Annotated in this window: 19 protein-coding genes; 3 read left to right on the top strand and 16 right to left on the bottom strand. The window is 64.8% G+C overall.

Features of this window, described 5'->3' with window-relative positions; translation table 11 throughout:
- Window positions 1–7 precede the first annotated feature (7 nt).
- From bamC to BG60_RS23115, 9 genes are all read right to left on the bottom strand, one after another.
- Window positions 8–1,150 (bottom strand): outer membrane protein assembly factor BamC, encoded by a 1,143-nt coding sequence (bamC, locus tag BG60_RS23155; protein ID WP_034473069.1) that lies wholly within the window; start codon window positions 1,148–1,150, stop codon window positions 8–10.
- Between the two features lie 182 nt (window positions 1,151–1,332).
- Window positions 1,333–2,238, bottom strand: coding sequence for a 4-hydroxy-tetrahydrodipicolinate synthase (dapA, locus tag BG60_RS23150; protein WP_008341856.1), 906 nt, complete (start codon window positions 2,236–2,238; stop codon window positions 1,333–1,335).
- A 63-nt stretch (window positions 2,239–2,301) separates the two neighbouring features.
- Window positions 2,302–2,889 carry a class I SAM-dependent methyltransferase gene (locus tag BG60_RS23145; RefSeq protein WP_034473067.1) on the bottom strand — a complete coding sequence of 196 codons (588 nt, stop codon included), beginning with the start codon at window positions 2,887–2,889 and terminating at the stop codon, window positions 2,302–2,304.
- Complete coding sequence (locus tag BG60_RS23140) at window positions 2,889–4,091, bottom strand: tryptophan--tRNA ligase (RefSeq protein ID WP_008341861.1); 1,203 nt, start codon at window positions 4,089–4,091, stop codon at window positions 2,889–2,891. The genes BG60_RS23145 and BG60_RS23140 overlap by 1 nt, the downstream gene beginning before the upstream one ends.
- Window positions 4,092–4,095: 4 nt before the next feature.
- Window positions 4,096–4,761: a site-2 protease family protein gene (locus BG60_RS23135; RefSeq protein WP_008341863.1), complete on the bottom strand. Its 666-nt coding sequence runs from the start codon at window positions 4,759–4,761 to the stop codon at window positions 4,096–4,098.
- 130 nt (window positions 4,762–4,891) lie between these two features.
- Window positions 4,892–5,521: an L-threonylcarbamoyladenylate synthase gene (locus tag BG60_RS23130; RefSeq protein WP_008341865.1), complete on the bottom strand. Its 630-nt coding sequence runs from the start codon at window positions 5,519–5,521 to the stop codon at window positions 4,892–4,894.
- A gap of 157 nt (window positions 5,522–5,678) precedes the next feature.
- Entirely contained in the window at window positions 5,679–6,509 is an 831-nt protein-coding gene (locus BG60_RS23125; RefSeq protein ID WP_008341867.1) for a 3',5'-nucleoside bisphosphate phosphatase, read from the bottom strand.
- A gap of 85 nt (window positions 6,510–6,594) precedes the next feature.
- Window positions 6,595–7,479: an alpha/beta fold hydrolase gene (locus BG60_RS23120; RefSeq protein WP_034473065.1), complete on the bottom strand. Its 885-nt coding sequence runs from the start codon at window positions 7,477–7,479 to the stop codon at window positions 6,595–6,597.
- Between the two features lie 58 nt (window positions 7,480–7,537).
- A complete protein-coding gene (locus BG60_RS23115; protein WP_034473064.1) occupies window positions 7,538–8,377 on the bottom strand; it encodes a ferritin-like domain-containing protein in 840 nt (279 codons plus the stop codon).
- A 175-nt stretch (window positions 8,378–8,552) separates the two neighbouring features.
- On the opposite strand from BG60_RS23115, the gene BG60_RS23110 reads away from it, so the two are divergent.
- The 3 genes from BG60_RS23110 to BG60_RS23100 all read left to right on the top strand — a co-directional run bounded on the left by BG60_RS23110 (window position 8,553) and on the right by BG60_RS23100 (window position 10,593).
- Entirely contained in the window at window positions 8,553–9,077 is a 525-nt protein-coding gene (locus tag BG60_RS23110) for a gamma carbonic anhydrase family protein (protein ID WP_008341871.1), read from the top strand.
- 50 nt (window positions 9,078–9,127) lie between these two features.
- Window positions 9,128–10,078 carry an Hsp33 family molecular chaperone HslO gene (gene hslO / locus BG60_RS23105; RefSeq protein ID WP_034473062.1) on the top strand — a complete coding sequence of 317 codons (951 nt, stop codon included), beginning with the start codon at window positions 9,128–9,130 and terminating at the stop codon, window positions 10,076–10,078.
- 164 nt (window positions 10,079–10,242) lie between these two features.
- Complete coding sequence (locus BG60_RS23100) at window positions 10,243–10,593, top strand: hypothetical protein (RefSeq protein ID WP_008341874.1); 351 nt, start codon at window positions 10,243–10,245, stop codon at window positions 10,591–10,593.
- A gap of 86 nt (window positions 10,594–10,679) precedes the next feature.
- Here the strand turns inward: BG60_RS23100 and ftsB are convergent, their stop codons facing one another.
- The 7 genes from ftsB to BG60_RS23065 all read right to left on the bottom strand — a co-directional run bounded on the left by ftsB (window position 10,680) and on the right by BG60_RS23065 (window position 19,757).
- Window positions 10,680–11,147: a cell division protein FtsB gene (gene ftsB / locus BG60_RS23095; protein WP_008341875.1), complete on the bottom strand. Its 468-nt coding sequence runs from the start codon at window positions 11,145–11,147 to the stop codon at window positions 10,680–10,682.
- Between the two features lie 113 nt (window positions 11,148–11,260).
- A complete protein-coding gene (eno, locus tag BG60_RS23090; RefSeq protein WP_008341877.1) occupies window positions 11,261–12,544 on the bottom strand; it encodes a phosphopyruvate hydratase in 1,284 nt (427 codons plus the stop codon).
- Between the two features lie 329 nt (window positions 12,545–12,873).
- Window positions 12,874–13,728: a 3-deoxy-8-phosphooctulonate synthase gene (gene kdsA / locus BG60_RS23085; protein WP_008341878.1), complete on the bottom strand. Its 855-nt coding sequence runs from the start codon at window positions 13,726–13,728 to the stop codon at window positions 12,874–12,876.
- Entirely contained in the window at window positions 13,725–15,413 is a 1,689-nt protein-coding gene (locus BG60_RS23080; RefSeq protein ID WP_008341880.1) for a CTP synthase, read from the bottom strand. Before BG60_RS23080 ends, kdsA begins: the two co-directional genes overlap by 4 nt.
- Window positions 15,414–15,574: 161 nt before the next feature.
- Complete coding sequence (locus BG60_RS23075) at window positions 15,575–16,396, bottom strand: alpha/beta fold hydrolase (RefSeq protein ID WP_008341881.1); 822 nt, start codon at window positions 16,394–16,396, stop codon at window positions 15,575–15,577.
- A gap of 24 nt (window positions 16,397–16,420) precedes the next feature.
- Window positions 16,421–18,907 carry a DNA internalization-related competence protein ComEC/Rec2 gene (locus BG60_RS23070; protein ID WP_034473061.1) on the bottom strand — a complete coding sequence of 829 codons (2,487 nt, stop codon included), beginning with the start codon at window positions 18,905–18,907 and terminating at the stop codon, window positions 16,421–16,423.
- 61 nt (window positions 18,908–18,968) lie between these two features.
- Window positions 18,969–19,757 (bottom strand): TatD family hydrolase, encoded by a 789-nt coding sequence (locus BG60_RS23065; protein ID WP_034473060.1) that lies wholly within the window; start codon window positions 19,755–19,757, stop codon window positions 18,969–18,971.
- Window positions 19,758–19,772: the final 15 nt, after the last annotated feature.

Genomic DNA, 19,772 nt, shown 5'->3' with positions numbered 1-19,772 from the left:
GATGTCGTTAGTTCAACTGCGCGTGCAGCAAGGAAACGATGCGCTGCGCATCGGACGACGTGTCCGGCTGGCCGTTCGCATCGACGACGCCGACTTGCGTGACCGAGTCGGCCTTCGGCCTCACGTTGACGAGGAACTGGCGCGTCGGCTTCGGCGTGTTGCTCGAGAAGAACTTGCCGAAGAGGCCATCCTTCTTCAGCTCCGCCATGGAGTCCGAAAAATGGACGTAATAGATGCCCTTGTCGCGATCGCGATTGTCGACCGTGAAGTTGGTGCGATCGAGCGCGAGGCCCACACGCAGCCAGGCGCGATCGAACGGCTCGGCGAGATCGAGCGTGGAGCCGCCCGCGCTCGGGTCGACCGCGACCTTCGCGCCGATCGGATGCGCTTGCGCCATCAACTGCTGCGACTGCTTTTCGGTCAGGCCGAACTTCTGCATCAGCTTCGTGAGCACCGCGGCTTCGAGCTGCGGATTACGCGGACGCGCCTCCCAGCGCGACGACGTCTTGTCCTGCCCCGTCAGCACTTCTTCCATCGCGCTGTGCGTGACGGAGATGTCGGTCGAGCCATCGGATGCGCGATCGACCTGCGTGCGGAACATGTCGCGCGTACCCGACGAGTACGCGAAGTCGAGCAGCTTGCCCACGCTGTTCCTGAACCAGTCGTTCGGAATGTTCGCGCGGTTTTCGGCCCAGTCCGTCGCCATGATGCCCGTCTGCGGGGCATCGGTCTTGAGCGTGAAGCCGTTCTCTTCCCAGAACTCCTTCAGCGGTCCCCAGACCTGGTCCGGCGAACGGCCATCGACGACGAGCCAGCGGTGATCGCCATCGCTTTCGATGTGCATGCCGAACGGATCCTGCGCGTTCGGCACGCCGAGCGTCGCGTTGCCGGCCGGCGTGACCGCTCGCTCCGCGGCGCCGCCGAGCGAGTTGATCTTGGGCGGCGCGGCATAACGCTGGCTGATGTCGGCCGTGGTCAGGTCGGACGGAACGGCCAGCGAGGGTGCGGTTTCAGCAGCCTTGTAGTTGACGCGATCCGGCGCGAGCCAGTCGTTGAGCGTGTCGCAACCCGCGAGCGCGAAGACCGCACCGGCGCCGAGCGACAGCACGCCCAGGCGTTTGGCACGAGTAAGAAGAGCGGAACGTTTCATGAGGTCCTTCTTTGCTGCTGATGCGCATTGCCTCGCGCCGAACCCGCTCTAGGCGAGCGGCTCAGCGAGGCCAATGTCGAGGCCAATGAGCGGCGGTTGATGACTGAAGGTGTGGTTCATTTCGATCACGTGCGGCGGCGCGGCTTTCGATTCCTTGTGACTCGGCGCGCCGCCCCATGCGATCAGGCGAGGAGCCCGGCGTCGCGCAACGCGCCACGCACCACGTCGTGATAGCGCGCGTCGAGCGGCGTGAGCGGCAGCCGGATGCCGCCTTCCATGCGGCCGAGCGCCTGCAGCGCCCATTTGGCCGGAATCGGATTCGATTCGCAGAAGAGTTGCTTGTGCAGCGACAGCAGCTTCAGATGGATGCGGCGCGCGGTGATCGCATCGCCTTCGATCGCGGCGCGGCAGAGCTGGCTCATTTCCTTCGGCGCGACGTTGGCCGTCACCGAGATGTTGCCGTGTCCGCCGAGCAGCATGAGCGCGATCGCCGTGGGATCGTCGCCGCTGAAGATGCTGAAATGCGCCGGCGCGTGCTTGATCAGATGCGCAGCGCGATCGATGTTGCCCGTCGCTTCCTTGACGCCGATGATGCCCGGCACGTCCGCGAGGCGCAGGATCGTTTCGTTGCTCATGTCGGCAACGGTGCGGCCCGGCACGTTGTAGAGCAGCACCGGCAGATCGACGGCTTCGGCGATCGCCTTGAAATGGCGATACATGCCTTCCTGCGTCGGCTTGTTGTAATACGGAACGACTTGCAGCGTGGCGTCGGCGCCAACCTTTTTGGCCTGCTTCGAGAGCTCGATGGCTTCGGCGGTCGAATTGCCGCCCGCGCCCGCGATGATCGGAAAGCGCTTGGCCGTGTGCTCGACGGCCGTCTGGATCATCAGGATGTGTTCTTCGACCGACAAAGTGGCCGACTCGCCACTGGTGCCGACCACGACGAGTCCGTTCGAGCCTTGTTCGACGTGCCAGTCGATCAGTTTTCGAAACGCCGGCAGATCGAGACTACCGTCCTCGTGCATCGGTGTGACGATGGCAGGGATACTGCCGCGGATCTGGATGCCGCCGTGTGTTCCGTTTGTCATGAAACTCTATGAATTTAATCGTGAATTTAATCGCAAAAAGCGATATTACGCGATTGTAGCGGATTAGCCGCCGAGCGCGTAACGTGGCGGACCCGGGGGTATGTTACTAATCGTGAGTGGGTTTTCCGCTGACTGCGATGCGCGAACCGCACAGATTCGCTGCACGTAGGCAGGGCGCGGGTCATCGACGAACCCGTCTTCGTAGCCGATCACGCGCAGTCGCCCTCGCACCGCTTCGAGCAGTTCGCCGGGTTCGAGCAGAAACGCCGGATTCGACGGCTTGCCGATACTGCCGTTGCCCGCCGCGAACGTTTCGTAGATCAGCACGCCGCCGGGCGCGAGCGCGTCGATGAAGTGCCCGAACAGCGGCCGATGCAGATAGTTGGTGACGACGACGGCATCGAACTTTCGATCGTCCGAAAGCGGCCACGGCGCGCCGTTTTCCAGATCGGCGGCAAGCGTTTCGATGCCTTCGAGCGCCGCCATCGACGCGAGCGCGTCCGCGTCACGATCGACCGCCAGCACGGAAAAACCGCGCGCCGCGAACCAGCGCGCGTGGCGCCCGCTGCCCGCGGCGACGTCGAGGACCGCGCCGCCGGGCGCGACGAGATGCGCCCAGCGCGCGACCCACGGACTGATCGCGCTTTCCATCAGTTGTAAGACAGCCCCATGGCCTCGCGCACGTCGCGCATCGTTTCGGTCGCGAACTTGCGCGCCTTGTCGCAGCCGTCCGCGACGATCGCGCGCAACAGCGACGGATCGTCCATGTACTTCTGCGCGCGTTCCAGCATCGGCTGCTGCTCGCGCAGAATGCCTTCGATCACCGGCTGCTTGCACTCCAGACAGCCGATGCCCGCGCTGCGGCAGCCCTTCTGCACCCATTCGTGCGTGTTTTCGTCGGTGTAGACCTGATGCAGTTGCCACACCGGACACTTGTCGGGATCGCCCGGATCGGTGCGGCGCACGCGCGCCGGGTCGGTCGGCATCTTGCGGACTTTCTGCTCGATGGTCGCCGCGTCCTCACGCAAGCCGATGGTGTTGCCGTACGACTTCGACATCTTCTGGCCGTCGAGGCCCGGCATGCGCGACGCTTCGGTCAGGAGAACCTGCGGCTCGACCAGAATGATCTTGCGCGCGCCTTCGAGATAGCCGAACAGACGCTCGCGATCGCTCATCGACAGGCTTTGCGATTCCTGCAGCATCGCGCGCGCTTGTTCGAGCGCTTCGTCGTCGCCTTCCTGCTGATACGCGACGCGCAGCTCGTGATACAGCTTCGAGCGCTTGCCGCCGAGTTTCTTGGCCGCTTCGAGCGCCTTCTCCTCGAAATCCGGCTCCTTGCCATAGAGATAGTTGAAGCGGCGCGCGATCTCGCGCGTCATTTCCACGTGCGGCACCTGATCCTCGCCCACCGGCACGAGCGACGCGCGATACAGCAGGATGTCCGCCGCCATCAGCACCGGATAGCCGAGGAAGCCGTACGTCGACAGATCCTTTTCGCGCAGCTTTTCGATCTGCTCCTTGTAGGTCGGCACGCGTTCGAGCCAGCCGAGCGGCGTGCCCATGCCGAGCAGCAGCGAAAGTTCGGCGTGCTCGGGCACGCGGCTCTGGATGAAGAGCGTCGCCTGTGCCGGGTCGATGCCGGACGCCAGCCAGTCGATGAGCACTTCCCAGACGTTTTTCTCGATGACCTCGGGCGTCTCGTAGTGCGTCGTGAGCGCGTGCCAGTCGACCACTGCGAAGAAGCACGGATATTCGGACTGCAGCCGCACCCAGTTTTTCAGCACGCCGTGATAGTGGCCGAGGTGCAGCGACCCGGTGGGCCGCATGCCGGAGAAGATACGGTCAGGGAACATGATGTTATGGGAATAGTGAAGCGAGGGGATTCAAGATAGCCGACACCGCCGTATAGCCGACGTTCACGAGCGGCCCGAGCCAGAAGCGCGTCAGCACGCCGGTCACGACGAGCGCCATCACGATGAAGAAGCCGTACGGCTCGAGCTTCGAAAACGCGATGGACGCGCGCACCGGCAGAAGCGCCATGACGACACGGCCGCCGTCGAGCGGCGGCAACGGAAAGAGATTGAGCACGCCGAGCACGAGATTCACGCTGATGCCCGCCTGAGCCATGCCCGTGAAGAACGGCTCGTCGATGTGAAAGGCCCGCAGCAGCACGAAGATCACGCCCCAGACGATCGCCTGGGCGAAGTTGCTGCCCGGCCCGGCCGCCGCGACCCACAGGCTGCCCCAGCGCGGATTGCGCAGGTTGCCGAACGCCACGGGCACGGGCTTCGCATAGCCGAACATGAACGCACCGCTCGTCACGAAGTAAAGGACGATCGGAATGACGATCGTGCCGATCGGGTCGATGTGGCGCATCGGGTTCATCGAAACGCGGCCGAGAACGTAGGCCGTGTTGTCGCCGAGCAGTCGCGCGGCGTAGCCATGCGCGGCCTCGTGCAGCGTGATCGCGAAAATCACGGGAAGCGCGTAGACCGCGATGGTCTGTATCAGGGAAGCATCCATAGGGCGGTATTGTAACAAGCAGGCAGGTTGGATCCGACACGCACGGCGGCGCCGGGCGCGCACTATTTCGCCCATGGTGTGAGCAAACGCTTAATCGGGACTTATGCCCGTGTGCGCTACTGCGCGGCGCTTACGCCGTGAGCCCGAACGGTTCGAGACTGCCTCTCCCCGCGCGCACGAGCACTGGCTCCCCCGAAGAAAGATCGATCACCGTGGACGGCTCCGCCGGACACGCGCCGGCATCGATCACGAGTTCGATCTGTTTTTCGAGGCGTTCGCGGATTTCCTCGGCGTCGTTGAGCGGCTCGGTGTCGGGCGGCAGGATCAGCGTCGATGCAAGCAGCGGTTCGCCGAGCGCCTCCAGCAACGCGAGCGTGATCGCGTGATCGGGCACGCGCAGCCCGATCGTCTTGCGCGACGGATGCGAAAGCCGCCGCGGCACTTCCTTGGTCGCCTGCAGCACGAAAACGTAAGGCCCAGGCGTCACCGACTTGATCAGCCGATACTGCTGGTTGTCGACCATGGCGAAATTGGACAGCTCGGAGAGGTCGCGCACGAGCAGGGAGAGCAACTGCTTGTCGTCGATGCCGCGCACGCGTCGCAATCGCTCGACCGCGTCCTTGTCGTCGAGATGGCAGCCGAGCGCGTAGCTCGAATCGGTCGGCAACGCGACGAGACCGCCGTCCTTGATGATCTGCACGGCCTGATTGATGAGCCGCGGCTGCGGATTATCCGGATGAATGCGAAAGAATTGAGACATGGCGACGCCTTATTGTTTCGATCGTTATCGCGATGGGCCGAGCGGCGCGCGACTTCTTGTCTCGCGCGCGAGCGCGCCCTGCGCGATGAGCGTGCGGAAAATCACAGGTGATGCAAAGACCGTGCGCGCGAGCAGAAAGACGCGCGCCGCGGGAACGCTAAAGCCAGCGCTCCCAGACAGGCGTGAGATCGTCGGGCAACGGCGGAAGCAGGCCGAGATCGACGCGCCCTTCGCCCGCGCCGTGGAAGTCCGAGCCGCGCGATGCCTCGAACCCATAGCGGCGCGCGACATCGGCGTATTCGCGGTACTGGTCGGGCGTATGGCTGCCCGTCACGACTTCGATGGCCCGGCCGCCGAGCTCGATGAATTCATCGAAGAGCGCGGCGAATTCGACCGGCGTGAAGTCGTAGCGGCCCGGATGCGCGATGATCGGCTCGCCGCCCGCATCCTTGATCCATTTCACGGCGTCCGCGAGCTTCGCCCAGCAATGCCCGACGAAACCCGGCTTGCCGTCGCCGAGATAGCGCGCGAACACATCCGACGTGGACTGCGCATACCCCGCCTCCACCAGATACCGCGCGAAGTGCGTGCGCGAGATCATGTCGGGATCGTCGGTGAAGCGCAGCGCGCCTTCGTAGCAATCCGGAATGCCGACCGCCGCGAGCGCCTCGCCGATCGCCACGCCGCGCGCCGCGCGCCCGTTGCGCGTCGATTCGAGCCCCTTGCGCAGCGCATCGTTATGCGGATCGACGTTCATGCCGACGATATGCACCGTGCGCGACGCCCACGTCACCGAAATCTCGACGCCGGGCAGATAGCGCATGCCGAGCGCCTCGGCGGCCTTCTTCGCTTCGTCCTGCCCGCCGAGCTGATCGTGATCCGTCAGCGACCATAGCGTGACGCCGTTCGCGTGCGCGCGCGCGGCGACATCGGCGGGCGCAAACTGTCCGTCGGACACGGTGGAATGGCAATGCAGATCGGCGTTCATCGTCGTTTATCGGGCTTCACTCACATTCTAACTGTATCGGCGCGACAAGCCGATTATGTAGTTCCTTCGTTCCGTGCTGCGCCGCTCACGCGCAGAACGATTCGACGAGCGCCGCGACGCGCTCCGGCTGATCGTGATGGATCATGTGACCGGCCTCGTCGACGATTTCCTCGCGCCAGTCGGGAAACGCCTGAAAGCGCGCCTTGAATTCGGCGATGGGCGTCTCGCCCGCGAAAGCCGCGAGCGTCGGCGAATCCTTCGCCTCGACGTGCAGCACGGGCGCCGCCACGCGCGCCCACGCCGCGCTCACCTCGTCGAGCCGATACAGCGTCGGTCCGCGCAATTTGTGCGCCGGATCGGCAAGCAGATGGAAGCGCCCATCCGCTTCCTCGCGGGACCAGTGTTGCGCGAGATAGCGCGCACGCGCGAGCGGCAGACGCGGATTCGTGCGGATCAGCCGGTCGGCGACTTCGTCGAGGCTCGCGTAGCTGCGCAGCGCGGGCGGCGCGCGCAGATCGTCGAGCCATTGCGAAATGCGCCCCGGCGATTGCGACGCGCGCGCCGCCGGCAATCCGAAGCCTTCGAGATCGACCACGCGGCGCACGCGCGCGGGCCGCACGCCCGCGTACAGCAGCGCGACATTCGCGCCCATGCTGTGGCCGACGATGTTCACCTGACCGCCCGGCGCGTAATGGTCGAACAGCACGTCGAGATCGGAGAGATAGTCGGGAAAGTAGTAATGGCCGCCGCCCTTCTGCGCGACCGGCCAGTCGGAGAGCCCGAAGCCGCGCGCATCGGGCGCGAGCACTTGCCAGTCGCCCACGAGTGCATCGACGACGAACTGGAACGACGCGCCGATATCCATCCAGCCGTGCAGCATGAAGAGCATCGGGGCGTCGGGCGAGCCCCAGCGGCGTACGTGCAGGCGCACGCCGCGCGCGTCGACGAATTCGGAGCGCGAATCTTTCATGGTGTCGTCTCGAAGTAAAAAAGGATGATCGTTCGATTATAGCGACGAAGAACCTGCCCTACTTCGCATCGTCGAGGCCGGCGAGTGCGCGCAGTTCGGCTTCGTCGAAACCGGCGTCGCGGCGTGCTTCGAAATTGAACGGGCCGCGCAGCTTCGGCGCGTGATATTGCGCGGCGAGGCGTTCGTAAGTCGTGTGCGGGTCCAGATTTCGCGCGTCGCACAGAAACCGGAACCAGCGATTGCCGATCAACACATGGCCGACTTCATCGCGCAGGATGACGTCGAGGATCGCCGCGGACGCGTGATCGCCCGCCTGCGCGAGACGCTTTCTGATCGGCGGCGACGCGTCGAGCCCGCGCGCCTCCAGTGTCCGCGGCACGAGCGCCATGCGCGCCAGCACATCGCCGCGCGTGCGTTGCGCCATGTCCCACAGCCCATCGTGCGCCGGGAAGTCGCCGTAAGCGTGGCCGAAATCGGCGAGGCGCGCGCTCAGCAGCGAAAAGTGATGCGCCTCCTCCGCCGCCACCTTCAACCAGTCGAGATAAAAATCCTGCGGCATCGACGGAAATCGCCAGACGGCATCGAGCGCGAGATTGATCGCGTTGAATTCGATGTGCGCGAGCGCGTGCAACAGCACGGCGCGCCCCGCATCCGACTGCATGCTGCGACGCTTCAGCGACGATGGCTCCACGAGCGCCGGACGCTCGGGCCGGCCAGGCAGATCGCCGGGTTCCGCGAACGCGGCTCGTGGATCGATCCGCGACGGCTGGGCGCGCGCCGCATCGAAAAGTGCGCGGGCGCGCGCGGCTTTCGTCGCGGGATCGCGCTCGCGCAGGACCGCGAGCGCTGCGCGGCGGGCGCAGTCATCGGCTTCCGGGGAAATGACAAGGTCGTGCATCGGACTGTCTCGAAAACGGGCGTCGAACACTGCGTTCCAGCGGACGCTTACGGCAAACAGCTAAAATGGTAATCCCGGCGGACGCCTCAAAACGCGCAACAATGCGCGTGCGCCGCCTCACCGGCAGGCGCGCATTGTAGTCCCACCTTCACGACATCACGCCTCAGGAGACAATGTGGCCATCTACAAACTCGGCGACGACGCCCCGACCATCCACGAAAGCGTGTTTCTCGCGGACACCGCGACCATCATCGGCCGGGTGACGCTCGAGGAAAACGCGAGTGTCTGGCCCGGCGCGGCGCTGCGCGGCGACAACGAGCCGATCGTCGTCGGACGCGGCAGCAACGTGCAGGAAGGCGCGGTACTCCACGCCGATCCGGGTTTTCCTCTGACGATCGAGAGCGATGTCACCGTCGGCCATCAGGCAATGCTGCACGGCTGCACGATCAAGGAAGGCTCGCTGATCGGAATCCAGGCGGTGGTCTTGAATGGCGCGGTGATCGGCCGCAACTGTCTGGTTGGCGCGGGCGCTGTCGTCACCGAAGGCAAGGTGTTTCCGGACAATACGCTGATTCTCGGCGCGCCCGCAAAGGCAGTGCGGGAAATCGGCGAGGCGGATATCGCCCGCATGCGTGCGGCCACGGCGAGTTATGCCGACCGTCGCGAATATTACAAGGCGCACCTCGTGCGTATCGGCTGAACGGACGCCGCACGAGACGGCGCAGCAGCCTCAACACCCAAGGAAGAGTTGTGAACGACCAGTTGCAGAAATTCATGTTCAACGCGGCGCCGGTGCGCGGCGAGATCGTCTCGTTGCGTCATACGTGGCAGGAAGTGCTCGCGCGCCGCTCGTATCCCGTGGCCGTGCGCAACGTGCTCGGCGAAATGATGGCCGCATGCGCGCTGCTGTCCGCGAACCTAAAGTTCGACGGCACGCTCATCATGCAGATCTACGGCGACGGCCCCGTGAAGATGCTGGTCGTGCAGTGCAATTCCAACCTGTCGCTGCGCGCCACGGCGAAGCTGGCCGATGGCGGCGAGAGCGAGCTCGACAGCGAAATGTCGCTGCCGGACCTGCTGAACCGTCACGGGCGCGGCCGCTGCGTCATCACGCTCGATCCCTCCGACAAAAAGCCGGGGCAGCAACCGTATCAGGGCATCGTGCCGCTGTCGGACGAGCATGGCGCGCTCAAGTCGATGGCCGAAGTGCTCGAGCACTACATGCATCACTCCGAGCAGCTCGACACACGCTTGTGGCTCGCCGCCGATACCGACCGCGCCGTCGGCCTGCTGCTGCAGAAGCTGCCGGGCGATGGCGGCATCGTTCCGCATCCGGGCGAGCACGACGCCGATACGTGGCAGCGCGTCTGCCATCTCGGCAGCACGCTTTCCAACGAGGAATTGCTGAAGGAAGAGCCGGATACCGTGTTCAAGCGCCTTTTCTGGCAAGAAAACGTCCAGCACTTCGAGCCGGCAGCGGCGCGCTTCCAGTGCACGTGTTCGCGTGAGAAGGTCGGCGGCATGCTGAAGATGCTCGGCCGCGAGGAAGTCGACAGCGTGATCGTGGAGCGCGGCAATGTCGAAGTGCATTGCGAGTTCTGCAACCAGCGCTATGACTTCGACTCCGTCGACGTTGCGCAACTTTTTGTCGCAAACGAACTCTCACAAGGTGTGAGCCCGGCGTCGCACCGGCGCCACTGAAACGCCGCGCAAGCCTTGTCCAGTCGAGGTTTCGCCACGCGCGCCGGTGGCGCTCGAAGCACGGCGCGCCGCTTGCGGCCTGCTTTCGGCCCGGCTCTCACGACAGATTCCGCAAGCTATGATGGGACTCCTGCACAGATGTCTGGCCCGCTGGAGGTCGCAAAATGAAAACCGCAACACTCAACTGGAAATTGCTGCCGTGTCTGGCCGGGGTCGCGCTCGTCGCCGGCTGCATGATGGATCCGCCCGGCCCGTCGCCGATCTATAGCCGCTTGCCCGACACATCGCCTGCGCCGCAACAGACGCTCACGCCGCAGCAGGAGATGGACCGCTACAACGCCATCGACAAGCAGGCGCTCAACGAATCGCAGCAGGCAGCCGCGGCTGGCAACGCCGCGAAGACGATGTCGCAGTTCTACGCGCCCGCGCCGGTGTCGGTCTACGGCGGCTATTCGAGCGGCGGCTGGGGCGGCCCGTACTGGGGCACCGGCATCGGATTCGGCACTTCGTGGTAGGCGAGGCGGCCATCCACCTTTGTTTGCCAAATACAAAAATGGCGCGGTCGTGACCGCGCCATTTTTTCTCTCAACCAGCCGGCGTCTTACTGCGCCGCGCCCTGCTGCTTTTTCTTCGCTTCGGCCGCTTTTTCCTTCTGCGCCTTCTTGTCCAGCTCGCGCAACTCCTGCTTCGAGCGCGACACGGGATTCGGCACCACGCGCAGCGGCGCCGCTGAAACCTGACCGCGCGTCGAGCCGTTCATGCCCGGCACGTTCGCGGAATTGACGGGCGCGTTCGAATTCGGCGAGACGAACTGCACGAACACCTCGCTGTCCTTCACCATGCCCATCTCGTAGCGCGCGCGCTCTTCCACGGCGGCGGTGCCGTTTTGCAGGTCCTGCACTTCGCCCTGGACGCGCTCGTTGCGCAGTCTCAGATTCGTGTTCTTGTCCGTCTGCTGCGCGAGCTGCTGCTGCAATTCATGCACGCGCAGCCAGCCGCCATGTCCCCACCAGAGCGGGTATTGGATCAGCACCAGCAAAAGAACCAGAACGACAGTTACGAGCCGCATTCACGTAGCCGAAATAAGCGCCGCCCGGCGGCAAGCTGCCCCGGGCGACGGGCTTCAAAAGATGACGCTTCAAAGACCACTAAGCGTCCTTATCGACTAAAGCGGCAAAAGCTTTAGCGCAAGTTGTAAAACGCCGACTTGCCCGGGTAGCTGGCGATATCGCCGAGATCTTCCTCGATGCGCAGCAACTGGTTGTACTTCGAGATGCGATCGCTGCGCGACAGCGAGCCGGTCTTGATCTGGCCGGCGTTCAGGCCGACCGCGATGTCCGCGATGGTCGAATCTTCCGTCTCGCCCGAGCGGTGCGAGATGACCGCCGTGTAGCCCGCGCGCTTGGCCATTTCGATCGCCGCGAAGGTTTCCGTCAGCGTGCCGATCTGGTTGATCTTGATGAGGATCGAGTTCGCGATGCCCTTCTCGATGCCTTCCTTCAGAATGCGCGTGTTCGTGACGAAGAGATCGTCGCCGACGAGCTGGATCTTCTTGCCGAGCTTGTCGGTCAGCGTCTTCCAGCCTTCCCAGTCCGACTCGTGCATGCCGTCTTCGATCGACACGATCGGGAACTTGTCGGCGAGCGTGGCGAGGTAATCCGCGAATTCGGTCGACGACAGTTGCAAGCCTTCGCCAGCCAGTTGGTACTTGCCGTCGTGATAGAACTCGCTCGCCGCGCAGTCGAGCGCGAGCAGCACATCTTCACCGGCGCGATAACCGGCCTTCTCGATGGCTTGCAGAATCGTCGACAGGCACTCGTCGTTGCTGCCGAAGTTCGGCGCGAAGCCGCCTTCGTCGCCCACCGCGGTGCTCATGCCGCGCTCGGCCAGGATCTTCTTCAGCGCGTGGAACACTTCCGCGCCGCAACGCAGCGCTTCGCGGAACGTCGGCTGGCTCACCGGGACGATCATGAATTCCTGGATGTCCAGGCTGTTGTTCGCGTGCGCGCCGCCGTTGACGATGTTCATCATCGGCACCGGAAGCTGCATCGCGCCCGAGCCGCCGAAGTAGCGGTACAGCGGCAGGCCGGCTTCTTCGGCGGCAGCCTTCGCGACCGCCATCGACACCGCGAGCATCGCGTTCGCGCCGAGACGCGACTTGTTGTCGGTGCCGTCGAGTTCGAGCAGGGTCTTGTCGAGGAAAGCCTGTTCCGAGGCGTCGAGGCCCATGATGGCTTCGGAAATCTCGGTGTTGATGTGTTCGACGGCCTTAAGCACGCCCTTGCCGCCGTAGCGGCCCGCTTCGCCGTCGCGCAATTCGATGGCCTCGCGCGAGCCGGTGGATGCGCCCGAAGGCACCGCCGCGCGGCCCATCGTGCCCGACTCGAGCAACACGTCGCATTCGACGGTCGGATTGCCTCGCGAATCGAGAATCTCGCGGCCGATGATATCTACGATAGCACTCATGGTTTCCTCAAGAAATGACGATGAATTCTGTCAGTCACAACGAAGCGCGCCGCCTGTTTTTACACTTCGATACACGCTTCACTGGCTTCGCTCAGACCCATTCGATGACCGCCGGGTTCAGCTCCGGCGCAAAGAGCGGTCGTTTCGGGACCGGATCGAATCCGGTCCGCATCGCTTTCGTGGGGAGCGGGCGTCTCATCCGCCGGTTGCGGATGCCGCCCCGATGCGTTGCACGCTCCTCCGTTGCCCGGATGACGCCGGACGGCCTGATCTCGCAACACGGGCGCCCATGATGACGCCCGCGCCGTACTACTTTTTGCTGCCGACGCTCAGTTGAAGTCGTTCTCGAGGAACGAACCGCTTTTCACCGCGCGATCGATCGTGATGAGCGTCGAAAGCAGCGCTTCCATGTGATGCAGCGGCACCGCGTTCGGGCCGTCGGACTTCGCGCAGGCCGGGTCCGGATGCGTCTCCATGAAGAGGCCCGCCACGCCCGTCGCGACCGCCGCACGCGCCAGCACCGGCACGAATTCGCGCTGACCGCCTGAGCTCGTGCCCTGCCCGCCCGGCAACTGCACCGAATGGGTGGCATCGAAGACGACCGGCGCGTTGGTTTCGCGCATGATCGCGAGCGAGCGCATGTCGGACACGAGGTTGTTATAGCCGAACGACACGCCGCGCTCGCACGCCATGAAGCGGTCTTCCGACAGACCCGCTTCACGCGCGGCGTCGCGCGCCTTGTCGATCACGTTCTTCATGTCGTGCGGCGCGAGAAACTGGCCCTTCTTGATGTTGACCGGTTTGCCCGAGCGCGCGCACGCGTGGATGAAGTCGGTCTGACGGCATAGGAACGCGGGCGTTTGCAGCACGTCCACGACCGATGCGACCGCTTCGATTTCTTCCTCGGTGTGCACGTCCGTGAGAACGGGCACGCCGAGCTGCTTCTTCACTTCGCCGAGAATGCGCAGGCCTTCGTCCATGCCCGGACCGCGATACGACTTGCCCGAACTGCGGTTCGCCTTGTCGAACGACGACTTGTAGATGAACGGAATGCCGAGCTTCTGCGTGATTTCCTTCAGCCGGCCGGCGACGTCGATGGTCATTTGCTCCGACTCGACGACGCACGTGCCCGCGATCAGGAAGAACGGCTTGTCGAGGCCCGCTTCGAAATGACACAGCTTCATGCTTGCGCTCCCGCGGTGGCTTTCGCCGGCGCCTTCACGCCATTGCCTTCGGCGTGCGCGCGAGCTGCATCGACGAATGCCTTGAAGAGCGGATGCCCGTCGCGCGGCGTCGACGTGAATTCGGGGTGGAACTGCACGCCGACGAACCACGGGTGCAGCGACTGCGGCAACTCCATCATCTCGGGCAGATCCTCGCTCGGCGTACGGGCGCTGATGATAAGCCCGCCGGCTTCGAGCTGGGGCACGAAACGGTTATTGACTTCATAACGGTGACGATGACGCTCGTTCACATCGCTGCCGTAGATGCGCTCGGCCATCGTTCCCGGCTTGATCGGGCACTTCTGCGAGCCGAGGCGCATGGTGCCGCCGAGATCCGACTCTTCGTTGCGCTTTTCGATGCGGCCCGCGCGGTCGTACCACTCCGTGATGAGCGCGACGACCGGGTTGCCCGTGTCCTGATCGAACTCGGTGGAATTCGCATCGGCGAGACCGGCGACATCGCGCGCGAACTCGATCACCGCGAGCTGCATGCCGAGGCAGATGCCGAGATACGGCGTCTTCGATTCGCGTGCGTAGCGGATCGCCTTGATCTTGCCTTCCGTGCCGCGACGGCCGAAACCGCCCGGCACCAGCACGGCGTCGAGGTGCTTCAGTGCGTCGGTGCCTTCGGCGTCGATCTGCTCGGAATCGATGTACTCGATGTTGACCTTCGTCGACGTATGGATGGCCGCGTGACGCAGCGCTTCGATCAGCGACTTGTACGATTCGGTGAGCTCGACGTACTTGCCGACCATGCCGATGGTCACTTCGTGCTTCGGATTTTCGAGCTTCTCGACGAGGTTCGACCACATCGCCAGATCGGCCGGCGGCGGCGCGAGCTTCAGCTCTTCACAGATGATGTCGTCGAGGTGCTGGTCGTTGAGCATCTGCGGAATCTTGTAGATGCTGTCCGCGTCCCAAACGGAAATGACCGCGTCTTCGGGCACGTTCGAGAACATGGAAATCTTGGCGCGCTCGTCGTCGGGAATGCGGCGGTCGGCGCGGCACAGGAGCACGTTCGGATAGATACCGATTTCGCGCAGCTTCTGCACGCTGTGCTGCGTGGGCTTTGTCTTGAGTTCACCCGCCGTCGCGATGAACGGCACGAGCGTGAGGTGCACGAAGCACGCGCTGTTGCGGCCCATGCGCAGGCTCATCTGACGCGCGGCTTCGAGGAACGGCAGCGATTCGATGTCGCCCACCGTGCCGCCGATTTCCACGATCGCCACGTCCGGCTGGCCGCACGTCGCCGCAGCGGCGCCGCGCTCCACGAATGCCTGGATTTCGTTGGTGATATGCGGAATGACCTGCACCGTCTTGCCGAGATACTCGCCGCGGCGTTCCTTGCGGATCACCGATTCGTAGATCTGGCCCGTGGTGAAGTTATTGGCCTTGCGCATCTTCGTGCTGATGAAGCGCTCGTAATGGCCGAGGTCGAGGTCGGTCTCCGCTCCGTCTTCCGTCACGAACACTTCCCCGTGCTGGAACGGGCTCATCGTGCCGGGGTCGACGTTGATGTAGGGATCGAGCTTGAGGAGAGTGACTTTGAGACCGCGCGATTCGAGGATCGCGGCGAGAGAGGCGGCGGCAATACCCTTGCCAAGGGACGAAACTACGCCGCCGGTGACGAATACATATTTGGTCATCGCTAGATGCTCGCGGGAAAAACGGATTATACCGTAAAGGCCGGTTCCCACGAAGCGCGCCCGGCGCGGATATTGGCTACAAATCCGCGCATTTCGGCGTCATTTTTGCGGAACGTGACGCGGGCCGTTCGTCAAGTCCCGCGCGCGTGCTCGCGCCCTTTTCAGCGCGCCGTCTGCATGGCCGTGAGCAGCCGCTGCACGGCGCGCGCGGTGTCGATCGGGCGCTCCATCGGAAAGAGATGGCTGCCTTCCATCCATTCGATGTGCTCGCCCGCGATGCGCCGCGTCATCCCGAGCCCGACCTGGCGCACTTCGCGCGAATGCGTCCCCGCGATGAAACCGACGGGCACCGGCGCGCCGTGCGCGAGCCGCGCGCCGAGCGTGTGCGGCAGCGTGCGATAGATCAGATATTCCACATGGCGATCGAATGCGAGCGAGCGTGCGCCGTTCGCATGGGTCTGCGGAATGCCGAAATCGATATAGTCCGACAGCATGCGTTCGTCCCAGCGCGCGAACGCCGGTTTCGACAGGAAATGCCGCCACGCCTCGTCGCGGCTCGCCCACTGCGTGCGGCGCTTGCGCGTCGCGGCGGCGGGCGACAGGCGCTCGTCCAGCCCGGTCCATTGCGTGACGCGCAGGAGTCCGCTCTTCCAGCCCGCGATCACCGGCGAATCGAGCATCACCACGCCTTTCACCCATTCCGGGCGCTTCAGCGCCGCCATCAGCGACAGATAGCCGCCGAGCGAATGCCCGACGAGCCACACCTTCGGATGATCGCCGTCGGCTTCGCGCCGATAGCGGCTCATGTCGTCGATGAGCTGATCGACGAGATACGGCCAGTCGCGCGTCACGGGAAAGCGCGCGTCATGACCGATGCGCTCGATACTGCGAACTTCGTATTCGTCGGAAAGCTCCGCGAACATCGTGCGATACGTCGATGCGGGAAAACCGTTCGCGTGCGAGAAATGGATGATGTCTTTCAAGCGTGTCTCTTGTTTTTTTAGCGTTTAGCGCGCCATCCAGTAGCGCGCGTGGCTTTGCCGGTAGCGCTCGAACGTAATCTGCGAACCGATTTCGATACGCGCCGCGCCGTCTTCGTCGCTGCGCGAAAGCACGATGTCGCGCATCCGGTAGCGCGCGAAAACGGTCGGATGCGGATGATGAAAACGGTTGCGATAGCCTACCTGAAATATCGCGGCCAACGGCCCGACAGAATCGAGGAAAGGCTCGGTGGACGAAGTGCGGCTGCCGTGATGCGGCACGATGAGCACATCGGCGCGCAGGTCTGACGCGTCGCGCGCGATCAGCATGCGTTCGACGTCCGCTTCGATATCGGCGGCGAAGAGCGCCGAGCGTCCCGCCCCGTTCGTCACCTTGAGCACGCACGACTGCCGATTCGGCCTGCCCGAAAGCGGTCCCGGCTCGGGCCACAGCATTCGGAATTCGACGCCGTCCCACGTCCAGCGCTGCCCCGCCGCGCAACGCAGCGTCTGCGCGCCGCGTGCGCGCGCATCGGACCACGACGCGTCCTGCGCGGGCAGCGACGCGAGCAGTTGCCGCACGGCGATCGATTGCAGCACCGCCGGCGCGCCGCCCGCGTGATCCGAATCGGAATGGCTGATGACGAGCGCATCGAGCGCGCGCACGCCCGCAGCCTGCAGATACGGCACCACGATCCGCTCGCCCGCATGCGTCGATTCGGGACCGGGACCGGCGTCGAAGAGCAACGTGTGCCGCGCCGTTTCGACGACGAGCGCCGAGCCCTGGCCGATATCGAGCGCGGTGACGCGAAACGCGCCGACCGGCGCGGGATGCATCGCGGGCGCGAGCAGCGGCAGCCACGTCAGCGGCGCGGCGAAGCGCAACGGCCAGCCGCGCGGCGCGAGCGCCCATGCGACGCCGACGCACGATGCCGCGAGCGCGAACGCATCCGGCCGGGGCAAAAGCCAGAGCGACGCGGGCGCGGCATTCGCGAGACGCGCGAGCATGTCGCAGAGCACGGACAACGCGGCATGGGCGACGTGAAGCATCGGCGCATCGAGCGGTGCGGGAAGCATGAGACCGGCGAGCGTCGCGGGCGTCACGAGCGCGCTGATCCACGGAATCGCGAACGCATTCGCGAGCGGACCGAGCAGCGGAATCTGCGAGAACCAGTAGGCGGTGAGCGGCGCGAGCGCGATCGTCACCGCGTACTGCACACGCGCGCTCGACGCGATATACCGCCGCGCGCGCGCGGCGAACCGCGCGACGATCGCGAGCGGCCTGCGCTTCGCGACATGTTGCGGACGATGACCGACTTCGCTCGGATCGACGCGATCCCATTGATCGACGTCGTCCCGTTCTTCCGTTTGCGCCCGCGACGCGCGACGTCCCGCCGACGCGATCGCATGCAGAATCGCCGCCACCGCGCAGAACGACAGCCAGAATCCCGGCGCTGTCACCGCCCACGGATCCGCGATCAGCACGAACGCGAGCGCCCAAAGCAGCACGAGCGACGACGACGGCCGTCGTCCAAAGAAAAACGCGAGCGCAACGACCAGCAGCATCCACAGCGTGCGTTGCGCGGGCACGTTGAAACCGGCGAGCGCGGCATAGCACGCAGCGAACACGGTCGCGCCGATGGCCGCCGCTTTCGGCGTGGCCGCGATCAACGGCGCGCTCAGGCCGCGCACGCGCACGCGCTTCCACACGAATCCGACGATCAACGCCGCCAGCCCCGCGACGAAGCCGATATGCAAGCCCGATATCGCAACGAGATGACTCGTGCCGGTCGCGCGCATGACGGTCCAGTCGGCATCGCTGACGGCGTCCTGCGCGCCCACCGCGAGCGCGACGATGATCCCGCGATGCGGCGCATCGCCGAGCACGGTCTCGATGCGTTCGCGTGCGCGCGCACGCAGCCGGTCGATCGTCAGCCGCGGACCCGACGCATCGGCGTGCAAACGGCGCGGCTCGCGTGCTGCCGATACATAACCCGTCGCGCGAATGCCGCGTTCGAGCAGCGTTGCTTCGGCATCGCGCAGACCGAAGTTGGCGTTGGCATGCGGACGCTTCAAACGCGCCATCAAGCTCCATCGCTCGCCGGCGTGCAGGTCCGGAACATGATCGCCCGACATCCAAAGCAAGCGCACGACGCGCGGAAAGTCATGCAATTTCGCGCCGTTGGCCTCGACTTCGAAGAGAAAGCGCGTACCGTCGGCGCGTCGCTCGGGCATGCCGCGCACGAAACCCGTCAGTTCGATGTCGCGCTGCTCGTAGCGTGCTGGCAATTGTTCGCGCAGCCGCACATCCGCGCGTATCGCCGCATACGCGAAACCCAGCGCGCAAGCAGCCAGCGCGAAGCTCGCGATGCGCGCACGCGGCTCGATCGCGCCCGACGCAATCGCGATGACGAACGCCGTGCAGCACGCGCACCACGCGATGACATCCGGCAAGCGAGCCTGCTGCTGCAACCACCAGACACCCAATGCAAATCCCAGCAGAATCGCCCGCACATCTTCCCTCTTCGTTCCTCGTCACGGCGAACGCATGCAGCCGATGCGTCCATCGAAACGATTATGAAGAGGCGAGCGCGAGCCGTGGGAGCGCAGCGTGAGCGTTAGCCGTTGTGCCTAGGGAAAGCACGTTTTCGTCGATGCCGCGCAGTTGCGCGAGCACTTGCGCGATGCGCGCGACCTGGTCCGGCGTGTTGCGTTGCTTGTAGCGCCAGGACGGCGCGATGTCGGGCGCATCGGTTTCGAGCACGATCGCGTCGAGCGGCAGCTCCGTCGCGAGCCGGCGGATCTGCCGCGCGCGCTCGAACGTGAGATTGCCGCCGAAGCCGAGATGCATGCCTTGCGCGATGAACGCCTCGGCCTGCTGGAAACTGCCGTTGAACGCATGCGCGATGCCGCGATGAATGTCGTGCGCGCGCAAGCCCTTCAGCACCTTGTCCTGCGACTTGCGCACATGACAGATGACCGGCAGATCGAACTCGCGCGCGAGCTTCAGTTGCTCGTTGTAGAAGAACTGCTGGCGGGCGTCGTCGAGCGTCGGCACGAAGTAATCCAGCCCGATTTCGCCGATGCCCACAAAGTGCGGATCGTCCATGCTCGCTTCGATTTCCTCGCGCAGCGCGCGCAGGTCGTCTTCGTGCGCGCCCGGCGTGAAGAGCGGATGAATGCCGAGCGCGTACGCGCCGCCTTCGATGCGATGCGCCAGCGCCCGCACCGTGTCGAAGTTGAAGCGCCCGACGCCCGGAATCACGATGCGCGTCACGAGCGCATCGAGCGCGGCATCGGCGACGGCATCGCGGTCGGCATCGAATTCGCCGGCATCCAGATGACAGTGCGTATCGATCCACATGGCGGCCTCCGCGCG

Source organism: Caballeronia zhejiangensis (assembly GCF_000698575.1).
GTDB classification, from domain to species: Bacteria; Pseudomonadota; Gammaproteobacteria; order Burkholderiales; family Burkholderiaceae; genus Caballeronia; species Caballeronia zhejiangensis.
The sequence above is the reverse complement of the archived record's forward strand: the minus strand, read 5'-3'. Positions and strand labels throughout refer to the sequence as shown.

Bases quoted from the DNA above. Each gene is read 5' to 3' on its own strand.
- bamC (WP_034473069.1), bottom strand. From the start codon at position 1,150: ATGAAACGTTCCGCTCTTCTTACTCGTGCCAAACGCCTGGGCGTGCTG.
- dapA (WP_008341856.1), bottom strand. From the start codon at position 2,238: ATGACAAACGGAACACACGGCGGCATCCAGATCCGCGGCAGTATCCCT.
- BG60_RS23145 (WP_034473067.1), bottom strand. From the start codon at position 2,889: ATGGAAAGCGCGATCAGTCCGTGGGTCGCGCGCTGGGCGCATCTCGTC.
- BG60_RS23140 (WP_008341861.1), bottom strand. From the start codon at position 4,091: ATGTTCCCTGACCGTATCTTCTCCGGCATGCGGCCCACCGGGTCGCTG.
- BG60_RS23135 (WP_008341863.1), bottom strand. From the start codon at position 4,761: ATGGATGCTTCCCTGATACAGACCATCGCGGTCTACGCGCTTCCCGTG.
- BG60_RS23130 (WP_008341865.1), bottom strand. From the start codon at position 5,521: ATGTCTCAATTCTTTCGCATTCATCCGGATAATCCGCAGCCGCGGCTC.
- BG60_RS23125 (WP_008341867.1), bottom strand. From the start codon at position 6,509: ATGAACGCCGATCTGCATTGCCATTCCACCGTGTCCGACGGACAGTTT.
- BG60_RS23120 (WP_034473065.1), bottom strand. From the start codon at position 7,479: ATGAAAGATTCGCGCTCCGAATTCGTCGACGCGCGCGGCGTGCGCCTG.
- BG60_RS23115 (WP_034473064.1), bottom strand. From the start codon at position 8,377: ATGCACGACCTTGTCATTTCCCCGGAAGCCGATGACTGCGCCCGCCGC.
- BG60_RS23100 (WP_008341874.1), top strand. From the start codon at position 10,243: ATGAAAACCGCAACACTCAACTGGAAATTGCTGCCGTGTCTGGCCGGG.
- ftsB (WP_008341875.1), bottom strand. From the start codon at position 11,147: ATGCGGCTCGTAACTGTCGTTCTGGTTCTTTTGCTGGTGCTGATCCAA.
- eno (WP_008341877.1), bottom strand. From the start codon at position 12,544: ATGAGTGCTATCGTAGATATCATCGGCCGCGAGATTCTCGATTCGCGA.
- kdsA (WP_008341878.1), bottom strand. From the start codon at position 13,728: ATGAAGCTGTGTCATTTCGAAGCGGGCCTCGACAAGCCGTTCTTCCTG.
- BG60_RS23080 (WP_008341880.1), bottom strand. From the start codon at position 15,413: ATGACCAAATATGTATTCGTCACCGGCGGCGTAGTTTCGTCCCTTGGC.
- BG60_RS23065 (WP_034473060.1), bottom strand. From the start codon at position 19,757: ATGTGGATCGATACGCACTGTCATCTGGATGCCGGCGAATTCGATGCC.